This is a genomic window from Caballeronia sp. S22, from assembly GCF_964261745.1.
In the GTDB taxonomy this organism is placed as follows: domain Bacteria; phylum Pseudomonadota; class Gammaproteobacteria; order Burkholderiales; family Burkholderiaceae; genus Caballeronia; species Caballeronia jiangsuensis.
The window spans coordinates 576668-589378 of sequence record NZ_OZ180035.1 but is presented as its reverse complement, the minus strand read 5'-3'; the positions used below and the strand labels follow the sequence as shown (position 1 = coordinate 589378).

Below are 12711 nucleotides of genomic sequence, written 5' to 3'. Positions count from 1 at the left end.
GCGCTTCGGAGCCGTTGCGGCGCCGGAGCAGGCGAAACGAGGGTGAACGACGGAAACGGTCGACGGCTCTTGCAAGGAAGAAGATTTTGCCGTCTTCCTCGTGGCCTGGCAAAGCGCCTTGCACCCTGCTCGGGAAACGTGCCCCGAATTCGGGTTCGTGCCGGTGCGCGGGGTCCGTTAACTGTTTATAATCAAAGCAATTTTAAAGGATTTGAAGGTGGCTGTATGCTGGATCGTGAAGGCTTTCGCCCGAACGTCGGCATCATCCTCTTGAACGCGCGCAACGAAGTGTTTTGGGGCAAGCGGCTGCGTGAACATTCCTGGCAGTTTCCGCAAGGGGGCATCAAATACGGTGAGACCCCTGTGCAAGCGATGTATCGGGAGTTACACGAAGAAACCGGCCTGTTACCGGAGCATGTGAAAGTTGTCGGTCGCACGCGCGACTGGCTGCGTTATGAGGTGCCGGACAAGTTCATCAAGCGCGAGGTGCGCGGACACTATCGCGGTCAGAAACAGATCTGGTTTCTGCTGCGCATGGTTGGACGCGATTGCGACATCTGCCTGCGTGCGACGGACCATCCGGAATTCGATGCCTGGCGCTGGAACGAGTATTGGGTGCCGCTGGACGCGGTCATCGAGTTCAAGCGCGACGTTTATCAAATGGCTCTCACCGAGCTGTCCCGCTTTCTGCGGCGAACCAACTCCCGCGGCGAACGCGGCGAGCGAGCCGCGCATCATGGGCCGCGCTATCCACGCGTGCTCCAGACGATGACCATCGAAGCACCTGCCGTTACTGCCTCCGGCGCGGCGGTTCAGGCAGAATGCACGGTCAGCGAAGAAGTGCATCTGATCGTGCAGCGCTCATCGTGAAACCGAGCGTACGACTGATCGCTGCGGTTCATCGCGCACTTTGACACTCAGCACGACTTCGATCGATGGCACGGCGAACTTCTCGCCGTGCCGTCTCGCTTTGTTCCGCCGGGCGGGCGCTTCGCGTCCCGCGCGCATGTTTCCGGGAAGACCCAATTGAAAGTGAATGCCTCACTCGCGGTAATCGCGGCATCCGCGGCAGCGCTTGCCGTGCTCGCCGGCTGCTCCAGCAACAAGAGCCCGTCCACACAGGACGACGGCGTCTTCACCTATCTGCTCGACCGCAAGTCGACCTGGGCCGAAGATAAGATCGACACGATGCCGCCTCTGCCGCAAACGTCGAATCTGATCGCGTTCAACGTATCGCAGAACACGCCGCTCACCTTTGCCGTCGACAAGACGACGCTTACGGTCGGCAAGGATGGCGTCGTGCGTTATGTGATCGTCGCGACGAGTCCGGCGGGCGCGCGAAACGTCAACTACGAAGGCATTCGTTGCGACACCTACGAATGGCGCCGCTACGCGAGCATCAACGACGATCAGAACGGTTGGGATCAGGGTTCCGCGTTCGACTTCAAGCGCATCGAGAACGGCGAGCTGAACGCATATCAGGCGGCGCTCTATCAGGACTACTTCTGCGCAAGCAAGCTGCCCGCCGGCGATGCGAAGCAGATCGTCAACAACATCCAGTACAAGCGCACGCAGACCTCGATCAATCTGCGCTGATTTCAGAGCGCGCCAGAATGCAAAAGCCCGCTGGATCAGCGGGCTTTTTTGTATCAGACGAGCACCAGGTTGTCGCGATGGATCAGCTCGGGCTCCAGCATATAACCAAGCACCGTTTCGATCTCGCCGCTCGGCCGCCGATGAATCAGCCGCGCCTCCGAACTGCTGTAATTCGTGATGCCGCGCGCGACTTCCTGCCCCTGATCGTTGACGCAGGCGATGACCTCGCCGCGATCGAACGCTCCCTTCACGTCGATCACGCCGATCGGCAGAAGGCTCTTGCCGTCGGCGGTGAGCTTCTGCACCGCGCCGTTGTCGATCACGACGTGGCCGCGCACCTGCAAGTGATCCGCCATCCACTGCTTGCGCGCCGCGATGCGCGCGGTGCGTGCGATGAGCTGCGTGCCGATCATCTCGCCCGATGCGAGGCGCGTGAGCACATCGGCTTCGCGACCGCTCGCTATCACCGTGTTCGCGCCGCTGTGCGCCGCGCGCTTCGCCGCGAGAATCTTGGTCAGCATGCCGCCGCGTCCGAGGCTTGAACCCGCGCCGCCGGCCATCTGCTCGAGCTCGGGCGTGCCGGCATCTGCCTGCTCGACGAGCGTCGCGTTCGGGTCCTTGCGCGGATCGGCGGTGAAGAGACCGCGCTGATCGGTGAGGATGACGAGCGCATCGCCTTCGATCAGATTCGCGACGAGCGCGCCGAGGGTGTCGTTGTCGCCGAACTTGATTTCGTCGGTGATGACCGTGTCGTTCTCGTTGATGATCGGCACCGCGCCCAGACGCAGCAGCGTGAGCAGCGTCGAGCGCGCGTTAAGGTAGCGTTCGCGATCGGCGAGATCGGCGTGCGTCAGCAGAATCTGCGCGGTGCGGATGCCGTGCGCGCCGAAGCTGCTTTCGTAGACCTGCGCGAGACCCATCTGTCCGACGGCGGCCGCGGCCTGCAATTCGTCGATTTCACGCGGCCGTTTGGTCCAGCCGAGCCGATGAATGCCTTCCGCGATCGCGCCCGAACTCACGAGCACGACTTCCTTGCCCTGCTCGCGCAGCGCCGCGATCTGCGACGCCCAGCGCGAGATGGCCGCATGGTCGAGTCCGCGTCCGTCGTTGGTGACGAGGCTGGACCCTACTTTCACTACGATTCGCTTCGCAGCGGCGATGACGGAACGCATCGTGCGCTTTCTCCTCGTGGTTGCTTTATTCCTTCGCTGCGTCGTCGCGGAAGCGCACGTCGGCGGCGAGATCTTCCGCTTCCGCCGCGCGTGATGCGTCCGAATGCTGCGAGATGTAGTCGTAGATCGCGTACGTGAGCGCCTCGCAGCCCTGGCCCGTCAGCGCCGAAATCTCGTAGACCGGACCGTCCCACTCGAAGCGCTCGACGAAATCGGCGATGCGCGCTTCGCGCTCATCCTCCGGCACCATGTCGAGCTTGTTCAGCACGAGCCAGCGCGGCTTCTCGTAGAGCGCCTCGTCGTACTTGCGCAGTTCGTTGACGATGGCCTTCGCTTCCGCGACCGGATCGACGTTTTCATCGAACGGCGCCATGTCGACGAGATGCAGCAGCACGCCGGTGCGCTGCAGGTGACGCAGGAAACGATGCCCGAGCCCCGCGCCCTCCGCCGCGCCTTCGATCAGGCCGGGGATGTCCGCGATCACGAAGCTCTTGCTCGGACCGACGCGCACCACGCCGAGATTCGGCGCGAGCGTCGTGAACGGATAATCCGCGATCTTCGGCCGCGCGTTCGACACCGACGAGATGAACGTGGATTTTCCCGCGTTCGGCATGCCGAGCAGACCGACGTCGGCGAGCACTTTCAGCTCGAGCCTGAGCATGCGGCGCTCGCCCGGCTTGCCGTCGGTCTTCTGACGCGGCGCGCGGTTCGTGCTCGACTTGAAATGCAGGTTGCCGAGGCCGCCCGCGCCGCCCTGCGCGATCAGCACTTGCTGATTGTGCTCGGTCAAATCGGCGATGATTTCGCCCGTTTCCTGATCCGAAATGATGGTGCCGACCGGCATGCGCAGCGTAATGTCGTCGCCGCCCTTGCCGTAGCAATCCGCGCCGCGGCCGTTTTCGCCGTTACGCGCCTGATGCTTCTTGGAAAACCGATAGTCGATCAGCGTATTGATATTGCGATCGGCGACTGCGTAGACGCTGCCGCCGCGACCGCCGTCGCCGCCGTCCGGCCCGCCGAACGGGACGAACTTTTCGCGGCGCATCGACGCGCTGCCATCTCCTCCGTCGCCGGCGATGACTTCGATCCTCGCTTCGTCAATGAACTTCATGCGTTGCTCCGTCCCGTGTATTGCAGCTATTTTGCCGTGACCTGACGTTGCCGGTCACCGATATCCTTGAATTCGCCCGATGCGCTTCTTTTCAGTGCATCAAATGAAAAAGGCCCCGCGAACTTCGCGGGGCCTTTTTTCGGTCCTGAAGCCCGTGCGTAAAATTTACGCTGCCGGGACGACGACGACCGTGTGCTTCTTCGCAGCGCCCTTGGTCACGAACTTGACGTGACCGTCGGCGAGCGCGAACAGCGTGTGATCCTTGCCGATGCCGACATTCTCACCCGGATGCATGCGCGTGCCGCGCTGGCGAACGATGATACCGCCCGCGTTGATTGCCTGGCCGCCGTACACCTTCACGCCGAGGCGTTTCGACTCGGAGTCGCGGCCGTTGCGGGAAGACCCGCCTGCTTTTTTGTGTGCCATTTCATTAGCTCCTTAACCGATATCTGTGCGGAACGATCACGCCTTAGGCGTTGATCGCGTCGATGCGCAGTTCGGTGTAGTTCTGGCGATGGCCAGCGTGCTTTTGATAGTGCTTCCGGCGACGCATCTTGAAGATGGTCACTTTCTTGTGACGACCTTGCGACACGACGGTAGCCTTGACGGAAGCCCCACCCACCAGCGGCGTACCGAACTTAATCGATTCGCCTTCGCCTACTGCGAGAACCTGGTCGAGCGTGATTTCAGCGTCAATGTCTGCCGGTATCTGTTCTACTTTCAATTTTTCGCCAACGGCAACCTTATACTGCTTGCCGCCGGTTTTTATGACCGCGTACATTGAGAACCTCACTCAAAATTCTTTTTCCACGCACCACGCGGGGAAAACACGCGATTATACATAGGGTTACGCTCGACGTCAAAGTCCTGTGACGTCTCCCGCGCGCGGGAAGCGCCGCGCGATCCGGATCCCAACCTCGGCGAAAACGAAGCGAATCGTGTCCGAATTCCGCCGACGTCGCGCGAATCGACACAGCCGAGTCCCGTCGTCTGTCGGATTCGCCTTATAATCCGCCGGATTACCTTTACTGCCGATCATGTCGTCCACCGCCACTTCCTCCCCCAACGCCGCCGCGCTGCTCGCCCCGATTGCCGAGGACATGCAGCACGTCAATCGCGTCATCCGGCAGCGCCTGGCATCAGAAGTGATGCTGATCAACCAGATTTCGGAGTACATCATCGGCGCGGGCGGCAAGCGGCTGCGTCCGGCGCTGCTGCTCCTGGTTTCCGGCGCGCTGGGCGACACGACCGGACATCGCCACGAATTGGCCGCCGTGGTGGAGTTCATCCATACGGCGACGCTGCTGCACGACGACGTCGTCGACGAATCCGATCTGCGCCGCGGCCGCAAGACGGCGAACGCGCTGTTCGGCAACGCGGCGAGCGTGCTGGTCGGCGACTTCCTGTACTCGCGCTCGTTCGAAATGATGGTGAGCGTCGGCAAGATGCGCGTGATGGAAATTCTCTCCGTCGCGACCAACATCATTTCCGAGGGCGAAGTCCTGCAGTTGCTCAACATGCACGATCCGGACGTCGACGAAGCGCGCTACATGCAAGTGATCCGCTACAAGACGGCGAAGCTGTTTGAAGCGGCCGCGCAGCTCGGCGCGGTGCTCTCGGGCGCGGATGCGCGTACCGAGGCGGCGGCGGCGGAATTCGGCCGGCGCATCGGCACGGCGTTCCAGATCATGGACGACTGGCTCGACTACACGGGCACGCCCGAATCGATGGGAAAAAACGCCGGCGACGACCTTCGCGAAGGCAAACCCACTTTGCCGCTCATCTATCTGATGGAGCACGGCACGCCGGAGCAGGCGGCGCTCGCGCGCGAGGCGATCGAACAAGGCGGCACGGATCGCTTCGAGACGATCTTCGACGCGATCACCACGTCCGGCGCGCTCGACCACACGCTGGAACGCGCGCGAAAGGAAGCCGAGGCAGCGGCGAACGCGATTTCTTTATTTCCCTCTTCCATCTATAAAGAGAGCCTGCTAGAATTATGTTCTTACTCGACGTCGAGGCAGTCTTAAACGAGACTGAAACAACGTAAGAGTCCAAGTTGGTCGGATTCGGGGTGTAGCTTAGCCTGGTAGAGCGCTACGTTCGGGACGTAGAGGCCGGAGGTTCGAATCCTCTCACCCCGACCAGAATTGCAAAAACCCGCATGGTCCGCCATGCGGGTTTTTTATTTCCGGCAGCGAAACCGCGTACGCTTGCCGAACGGCCAGAGCGGGCTTTCCTGCCCCGTCTGATATATTGCCTCCCATCTCCGCCCCTACTCGATCACCGCGTGGACAACCTTCCCTTATGGGCGCAAATTTGCGCCATTTTTCTGCTTCTCTTCCTTTCCGGCTTCTTCTCGATTTCCGAAACGTCGATGATGGCGCTCAATCGTCATCGCTTGAAATATCTTGCGAGCCAGGGGTCGCTACGCGCGCGCACGACACAAGGGCTGCTCGCAAAGACTGACCAGCTTCTCTCCGTGATCCTGATCGGCAACAACCTGATCAACACGATCATCCCGGTGCTCACGACATCGATCGCGCTGCGCACCTTCGGTCATAACAATCTCGTTCTCTCGATCACGACGGGCGTCATCGCGTTTCTGATCATCGTGTTCGCTGAAATCGCGCCGAAGATCGTCGGCGCAACGTATCCCGAGAAAGTGGCGCTGCCCGCGAGCCTCGTGCTCGCGCCGCTCATGCGCATCGGGCGGCCGCTGATCTGGTTCGTCAATCTGTTCGCCAACGCGATTCTCGCCGCGCTCCACATCAACACGAAAAACAAGCGCGATCAGCGGATTTCGCCCGAAGAACTGCGCACCATCGTGCTGGAAACCGGCAGCTTCATGCCGACCAAGCACCGCAGCATCCTGCTCAATCTGTTCGATCTGGAGAACATCACCGTAGACGACGTGATGATCCCGCGCCGGCGCATCGAAGCGCTCGACTTCGACGCGCCCTTCGAGCAGATCCTGCATCAGCTCGAGACGTGCTATCACAACAAGCTCGTCGTCTTTCAGGGCGATATCGACCGGGTGCTCGGCATCCTGCATGTGCGCAAGACGCTGTCGGCGCTGCATAATCAGGAGCTCGAGCGCGATACGCTGCGCGAACTGCTCACCGAGCCTTATTTCGTGCCGGCCGGCACGCCGGTGTTCCAGCAACTGCAGTACTTCCAGGAAAGCGGCCACCGCATCGCGATCGTGGTCGACGAGTACGGCGAGTTGCAAGGGCTCGTCACGCCCGAGGACATCATCGAGGAACTGATCGGCGAGTTCACGACGACGATTCCGCGTGGCGCCGGTTCGCGCGGCGGCTGGGACGAGAATGGCGAGTGCATCGTCGCGGGCAGCATGCCGCTGCGCGAACTGAACCGCTGGCTGCATCTGACGCTGCCGACGGACGGCCCGAAGACGCTCAACGGTCTGATTCTCGAAACGCTCGAAGATATTCCGGACGGCGACGTGTCGGTACGCATCGCGGACGTGACCGTCGAAGTCATGCGCAGCGACGATCAGGCGATCCGCACCGTCAAGATTTTCAAGCCGCTCGGGCCGCCGAAACGCGCGCTGCGTTAGCCATTCGGACGACTGGGCGCGAGCGATCGCGGGCGGGATGATCGGATCATCTCGACCCCGACGTCCCGACGCCCATGACTGCCCCTTCCCGCGACGCTTTCGACACCTTCGCACGCCCGGCCCGTGCGGCCGAATCCGCACGCGACAACGCATCCGATCAAGAAACGCCCGCCGTCTCGCTGCTCGCCGAAACCTTGCGCGAGGCCGCCGAGCGCGGCGCATCCGATATCCACGTCGAGCCATCGGAGCACGACTGGCGCATCCGGCTGCGCGTCGATGGCGCGCTGCATGTGTTGGGGCGTCCGCCGCCGCACTTGCGCGACGCGTTCCTCACGCGCATCAAGGTGCTGGCGCGCATGGACATCGCCGAGCGGCGCGTGCCGCAGGACGGCCGGCTGCGTCTGAAACTTCCGGGCGGGCGCATCGGCGACTATCGCGTCAATTCGCTGCCGACGCTCTTCGGCGAAAAGCTCGTGCTGCGGCGGCTCGACGCGTTGCCGCCCGATCTGTCGCTCGCCGCGCTCGGTCTCGACGATGTGCAAAGCGGCGCGGTCGAATCGGCGATTCGCGCGCCGCACGGTCTCATCCTCGTGACCGGACCGACCGGCAGCGGCAAGACTCTTTCGCTCTATTGCTTCCTTCAGATGCTCAATGCCGAAGCGCGCAACGTATGCTCCGTCGAAGATCCCGTCGAGATTCAGCTCGCGGGCATCAATCAGGTGAGCGTGCGCGAAAAAGCGGGGCTGACGTTCGCCGTGGCGCTGCGCGCGTTCATGCGACAGGATCCGGACGTCATCATGGTCGGCGAAATTCGCGACGCTGAAACCGCCGATGTCGCGGTGGGGGCGGCGCAGACGGGACACCTCGTGCTCTCGACCTTGCACACCAACGACGCTCCGGCCGCGATCGCGCGGCTCATCGATATCGGCGTGGCGCCCTACAACCTCGCGTCCGCGCTGAGGCTCGTAACCGCGCAACGGCTCGTGCGCAAGCTGTGCGAGATTTGCCGCGCGCCATCGGCGTTGCCGCTCGCGGGCGGGTTTCATCCATTCGAAGCGCGCGGCTGTGCGGCGTGTCATGGCATCGGTTATCGCGGGCGCGTCGGCGTGCATCAGGTGATGCCGGTATCCGATGAACTACGCGAACTGATCGTATCGCGCGCGGCAACGCATGCAATCTCGCGAGCGGCGCAGGCGCGTGGCATGCCCTCATTGCGCGATGCAGCCTTCGCCCGCGTGCGCGACGGCGTGACGAGCGTCGCCGAGGCAGCCGAAGCAACGGAGATCGAATGATGAGTCACGCGCTCGAATTGCGATTCGCCTGGCGCGGAATGGACGCCGAAGGCCGGCCGAAGCAGGGAAAGATCATCGCCGCCGATGCGCTTTCGGCACGCGCCTCGCTGCGTCGGGAAGGCGTAATCGTCACCGGACTCGAAACGCTCGGCGCCGCGCCGTTGCCGAAAGCGAAGACCGCCGATGTAACCGTCTTCACACGGCAACTCGCCGGGCTGCTGCGAGCGGGCCTGCCACTCGCGGGCGCGCTCGAATTGCTGGCTGGCAGCGCGACAGGCGGCGGACTGCCGCGCATCGTGCGCGCGCTCGCCCGCGACATCACGCGCGGCGTGTCGTTTTCAGCCGCACTCGCGCAGCATCCCGCGGCGTTCGGTGCGCTGTACTGCCAGTTGGTCTCGGTCGGCGAAGTGGCGGGCGCGCTGCCGGCCGTGCTCGCGCGACTCGCCGACGATCGCGAGCGCGCGGCGTCGCAACGTGCCCAACTGCGCGCCGCCCTCACCTATCCGGTCATGGTGCTGCTGCTTTCGCTCGCGATCACCGCGGGTTTGCTGATCGGCGTCGTGCCGACCTTCAAGACGATCTTCGATGGCTTCGGCGCCGCGCTGCCCGCGCCGACGCGCTTCGTGCTCGCGCTGTCGGACGGCGTCGCGCATGCCGGCGTGCCGTTCGTCATCGCGTGTGCGTGTGCGGTGATCGTCGTGTCGCGCTGGATGAAGCGATCACCCGATGCCCGCGAGTCCGCCGATCGCGCCGCGTTGCGCATGCCGCTCGCAGGCAAGCTGCTGCGCTCCCTCGCTGTCGCCCGCTGGAGCCGCGCGCTCGGCACGCTGCTCTCGGCAGGCACGTCGCTGTCGGATGCCTTCGACTCGCTCACGCACGCGACGGGCAATCGCGTCTTCGACCGCGCCACGGTCGACATCGCCGCGCGCCTGCGCAACGGCGAGCGCCTCGCGGTCGCCATGCGCGCCGCCGGCTGCTTTCCGCAAGACGTCGTGCAGCCGATCGCGGTCGCCGAAGAATCGGGCTCGCTCGATGCGATGCTCCTCGATCTCGCCACACTGGCCGATCGCCAGGTGGACGAGCGCATCGGCGTGTTCGCGAGCCTCTGCGAGCCGATCGTCATCGCGGTGCTGGGCGCGCTCGTGGGCGGCCTCGTCATCGCGATGTATCTTCCTATCATTCAGCTCGGCAACGTGGTGTAGCATCGCGGGCCAAAGCAACCGTTCGTCCATCATGCAGCCTTCGTTCGATCCGTCCGCCGCGCATTTCGCGAGCCGCTATCTGGCGGCGTTCGCCGCGCTTCCTGTCGCCGTGCAGTACGGGTTCGCCGTCGTGTTCGGTCTGGTGATCGGCAGTTTTCTCAGCGTCGTCGTGCATCGCCTGCCTGTCATGCTCGAACGCGCGTGGCGCGCGGAAGTCGATTCGGCCATGCCCGAAGCGTCGAAACCTTCCGCCGATCCGTACCCGGAACGCTTCAATCTCGCCGTGCCGCGCAGCGCGTGTCCGCATTGCAAGCATGTGCTGCGCGCGTGGGAAAACATTCCCGTAATCAGTTATCTCGCGTTGCGCGGGCGATGTTCGGCGTGCGGCGCGCGCGTGAGCCCGCGCTATCCGCTGGTGGAACTCGCGAGCGGTGCGCTCGCGGCGCTCTCGCTGTACGCCTACGGTCCCACCTGGCCCGCGCTGGCGGCGTTCGGACTGTGCGCGACCTTGCTGACTGCCGGTCTCATCGACTACGACACGCGCTATCTTCCCGATGTGCTGACGCTGCCGCTGCTGTGGGCGGGGCTGATCGTGAATTTCGGCGAAGGCGGATTCGCGACGCTGCACGACGCCGTGACAGGCGCGATCGTCGGCTACCTCTTTCTCTGGTGCGTGTACTGGCTCTTCAAGCTCGTGCGCGGCGTGGAAGGCATGGGCTACGGCGACTTCAAATTGCTCGCCGCGATCGGCGCGTGGCTCGGCTGGTCATCGCTCGCGCAAGTGGTCCTGATCGCGGCCGTCGCGGGCGCGGCGTTCGGCATCGTAGCGACGTGGCGCAAGCGCATGCGTTTCGAGGAGCCGTTGCCGTTCGGGCCGTTTCTCGCGGCGGGCGGCGCGATCACGCTCTTCGTCGGCACTCCGCTCTATTCTTTGTTGGGATGATCGAAGGGAGCAACGGATGTTCAGCATTGGTCTCACCGGCGGCATCGGCAGCGGCAAAAGCACGGTCGCGGATCTGTTCGCGGCGCGCGGCGTGCCGCTGATCGACACGGACCTGATCGCGCACCGGATCACTGCGCCGGGCGGCGTCGCGATGCCGCTCATCGCAAGCGAATTCGGCGACGATTTCACCGCAGCGGACGGCTCGCTCGATCGCGCGAAGATGCGCGCGCTCGTCTTCGCCGACGACACCGCGAAAGCGCGCCTCGAACGCATCGTGCATCCGTTGATTAGCGCCGAAACGGAGCGCCAGCGGCTTGCGGCGCAAGGCGCGTATCACATCGTGGCCGTGCCGCTGCTGGTGGAATCGGGCGAATGGGCCGCGCGCGTGTCACGCGTACTCGTGGTGGACTGTCCTGTCGAAACGCAGATCGCACGCGTCATGCGGCGCAATGGCTTCACGCGCGAACAGGTGCTGGCGATCATCGCGAAGCAGGCGTCCCGCGAAGCGCGGCTCGCGGCAGCGGACGATATCGTCATTAACGACGAAACCGCCACGCACGACGCCCTCGCGCAGCAAGTCGACGCGTTGCACGCCCGTTATCTGTCGCTGTCATCCGCATGAAAAGGCTTGATCGCCTGAGTTGGCGAAATCGTCGGAAAGTTCCCTGATTTGCGCCGAAACAAGCAGTTTGGCGAGCGATTATGCCGCGATTTGCTAGGGTGAGGATGCGGCATTAGAATGTGCTCACTTCCGCTCATGGAAGCAACCGACCCACGCCGAGGCGAGCGCGCTTGATCCTTTACGAGTATCCCTTCAACGAGCGAATCCGGACGCTGTTGCGCCTCGAAGACCTGTTCGAGCGCTTCACGTTCTTTCTGACTCAGGAAGACGCGCGAGAACACCACGTCGCGCTCACGACGCTCTTTGAGATCGCCGAAGTCGCAGGCCGCACGGATCTCAAGGCCGACCTCATGAAGGAACTGGAGCGGCAGCGTCAGACGCTCGCGCCGTTCCGTGGCAATCCAGGAATCGAACAGGAAGCGCTCGAAGCCGTGCTCGGTGAAATCGAGCAGACGCTCGGCGGCCTCACCGACATGCACGGCAAGACCGGTCAGCATCTCGCCGACAACGAATGGCTCGCGAGCATCCGCAGCCGCACGATCATTCCGGGTGGAACGTGCAAGTTCGATCTGCCGTCGTATTACGCCTGGCAGCAATTGCCAGTTGAAGAACGGCGTCAGGACATCGCGAAATGGGTCATGCCGATGCTCGCGTTGCGCGACGCGGCGGCCATCGTGTTGCGGCTCGCGCGTGAATCAGGTCAGGCATCGAAAGTGATGGCCATGCAGGGCAGCTATCAGCAGATGTTGTCCGGCCGCACCTATCAACTGATGCAGGTGCGCGTATCACCGGACACGCGCGTGATTCCCGAAGCGAGCGCGAACAAGTACATGCTGTGGGTACGCTTCACGGTGCAGGACGGCGATCTGAAGCCGCGCGCCGTCGATGTGGACGTCCCGTTTCATCTGACGCTTTGCAGCCTTTGAATAGAATCAGCCGGCCCAATATGGATCAGATGTTGATCAACGCCGGCGCGATTCGCCACGTCTTACCGTCATGACCACTGTCGTCAAATGCCCGACCTGCGGCAAGGATGTCCGCTGGGTTCCGGAAAACCGCTTTCGCCCGTTCTGCTCCGAGCGCTGCAAGCAGATCGATCTCGGCGCGTGGGCGGCCGAGAAGTACAAGATTTCGGGTAATTCACAGGAAACGCCGCCGGACGACGATTCGCACGGCGGCCTGAACTGACTTTC

At 63.3% G+C, this 12711-nt stretch carries 14 protein-coding genes and 1 tRNA gene; 11 read left to right on the top strand and 4 right to left on the bottom strand.

The genetic code is table 11. The features are described from left to right. Positions 1–225: 225 nt before the first annotated feature. Both ACEN42_RS02835 and ACEN42_RS02830 read left to right on the top strand, forming a co-directional pair. Positions 226–870 carry an RNA pyrophosphohydrolase gene (locus ACEN42_RS02835; RefSeq protein ID WP_035511291.1) on the top strand — a complete coding sequence of 215 codons (645 nt, stop codon included), beginning with the start codon at positions 226–228 and terminating at the stop codon, positions 868–870. Positions 871–1032: 162 nt separating this feature from the next. Next, a complete protein-coding gene (locus ACEN42_RS02830; RefSeq protein WP_187606142.1) occupies positions 1033–1596 on the top strand; it encodes a CNP1-like family protein in 564 nt (187 codons plus the stop codon). Positions 1597–1649: 53 nt separating this feature from the next. Here ACEN42_RS02830 and proB read toward each other — a convergent pair whose 3' ends face one another. The 4 genes from proB to rplU all read right to left on the bottom strand — a co-directional run bounded on the left by proB (position 1650) and on the right by rplU (position 4660). Then, positions 1650–2768: a glutamate 5-kinase gene (proB, locus tag ACEN42_RS02825; RefSeq protein WP_187606088.1), complete on the bottom strand. Its 1119-nt coding sequence runs from the start codon at positions 2766–2768 to the stop codon at positions 1650–1652. Positions 2769–2793: 25 nt separating this feature from the next. Next, the gene (gene cgtA, locus ACEN42_RS02820; protein WP_035511296.1) at positions 2794–3879 is read right to left on the bottom strand and encodes an Obg family GTPase CgtA; all 1086 of its coding nucleotides are present in this window, start codon (positions 3877–3879) and stop codon (positions 2794–2796) included. 165 nt (positions 3880–4044) lie between these two features. Next, complete coding sequence (gene rpmA, locus ACEN42_RS02815) at positions 4045–4305, bottom strand: 50S ribosomal protein L27 (protein WP_008342952.1); 261 nt, start codon at positions 4303–4305, stop codon at positions 4045–4047. Between the two features lie 43 nt (positions 4306–4348). Next, complete coding sequence (gene rplU / locus ACEN42_RS02810) at positions 4349–4660, bottom strand: 50S ribosomal protein L21 (RefSeq protein ID WP_035511298.1); 312 nt, start codon at positions 4658–4660, stop codon at positions 4349–4351. 256 nt (positions 4661–4916) lie between these two features. Between rplU and ACEN42_RS02805 the strand changes: the two genes are divergently transcribed. The 9 genes from ACEN42_RS02805 (at position 4917) to yacG (ending at position 12706) form a co-directional block, all read left to right on the top strand. After that, on the top strand, positions 4917–5909 hold the full coding sequence (locus ACEN42_RS02805) for a polyprenyl synthetase family protein (protein ID WP_238212815.1): 993 nt from the start codon (positions 4917–4919) through the stop codon (positions 5907–5909). A gap of 40 nt (positions 5910–5949) precedes the next feature. After that, positions 5950–6026: transfer RNA gene (locus ACEN42_RS02800), tRNA-Pro, on the top strand. Between the two features lie 143 nt (positions 6027–6169). After that, a complete protein-coding gene (locus ACEN42_RS02795) occupies positions 6170–7459 on the top strand; it encodes an HlyC/CorC family transporter (protein ID WP_035511302.1) in 1290 nt (429 codons plus the stop codon). Between the two features lie 74 nt (positions 7460–7533). Further along, entirely contained in the window at positions 7534–8751 is a 1218-nt protein-coding gene (locus tag ACEN42_RS02790; RefSeq protein ID WP_371880575.1) for a GspE/PulE family protein, read from the top strand. Then, a complete protein-coding gene (locus ACEN42_RS02785; RefSeq protein WP_371880574.1) occupies positions 8748–9953 on the top strand; it encodes a type II secretion system F family protein in 1206 nt (401 codons plus the stop codon). The genes ACEN42_RS02790 and ACEN42_RS02785 overlap by 4 nt, the downstream gene beginning before the upstream one ends. Before the next feature lie 31 nt (positions 9954–9984). Further along, complete coding sequence (locus tag ACEN42_RS02780; protein ID WP_371880573.1) at positions 9985–10896, top strand: A24 family peptidase; 912 nt, start codon at positions 9985–9987, stop codon at positions 10894–10896. 16 nt (positions 10897–10912) lie between these two features. After that, the gene (coaE, locus tag ACEN42_RS02775; RefSeq protein ID WP_371880572.1) at positions 10913–11518 is read left to right on the top strand and encodes a dephospho-CoA kinase; all 606 of its coding nucleotides are present in this window, start codon (positions 10913–10915) and stop codon (positions 11516–11518) included. 170 nt (positions 11519–11688) lie between these two features. Further along, on the top strand, positions 11689–12444 hold the full coding sequence (zapD, locus tag ACEN42_RS02770) for a cell division protein ZapD (protein WP_035510226.1): 756 nt from the start codon (positions 11689–11691) through the stop codon (positions 12442–12444). A gap of 70 nt (positions 12445–12514) precedes the next feature. After that, positions 12515–12706 (top strand): DNA gyrase inhibitor YacG, encoded by a 192-nt coding sequence (yacG, locus tag ACEN42_RS02765; RefSeq protein WP_187606093.1) that lies wholly within the window; start codon positions 12515–12517, stop codon positions 12704–12706. Positions 12707–12711 lie beyond the last annotated feature (5 nt).

Bases quoted from the DNA above. Each gene is read 5' to 3' on its own strand.
- ACEN42_RS02835 (WP_035511291.1), top strand. From the start codon at position 226: ATGCTGGATCGTGAAGGCTTTCGCCCGAACGTCGGCATCATCCTCTTG.
- proB (WP_187606088.1), bottom strand. From the start codon at position 2,768: ATGCGTTCCGTCATCGCCGCTGCGAAGCGAATCGTAGTGAAAGTAGGG.
- cgtA (WP_035511296.1), bottom strand. From the start codon at position 3,879: ATGAAGTTCATTGACGAAGCGAGGATCGAAGTCATCGCCGGCGACGGA.
- rpmA (WP_008342952.1), bottom strand. From the start codon at position 4,305: ATGGCACACAAAAAAGCAGGCGGGTCTTCCCGCAACGGCCGCGACTCC.
- rplU (WP_035511298.1), bottom strand. From the start codon at position 4,660: ATGTACGCGGTCATAAAAACCGGCGGCAAGCAGTATAAGGTTGCCGTT.
- ACEN42_RS02805 (WP_238212815.1), top strand. From the start codon at position 4,917: ATGTCGTCCACCGCCACTTCCTCCCCCAACGCCGCCGCGCTGCTCGCC.
- ACEN42_RS02790 (WP_371880575.1), top strand. From the start codon at position 7,534: ATGACTGCCCCTTCCCGCGACGCTTTCGACACCTTCGCACGCCCGGCC.
- ACEN42_RS02785 (WP_371880574.1), top strand. From the start codon at position 8,748: ATGATGAGTCACGCGCTCGAATTGCGATTCGCCTGGCGCGGAATGGAC.
- ACEN42_RS02780 (WP_371880573.1), top strand. From the start codon at position 9,985: ATGCAGCCTTCGTTCGATCCGTCCGCCGCGCATTTCGCGAGCCGCTAT.
- coaE (WP_371880572.1), top strand. From the start codon at position 10,913: ATGTTCAGCATTGGTCTCACCGGCGGCATCGGCAGCGGCAAAAGCACG.
- yacG (WP_187606093.1), top strand. From the start codon at position 12,515: ATGACCACTGTCGTCAAATGCCCGACCTGCGGCAAGGATGTCCGCTGG.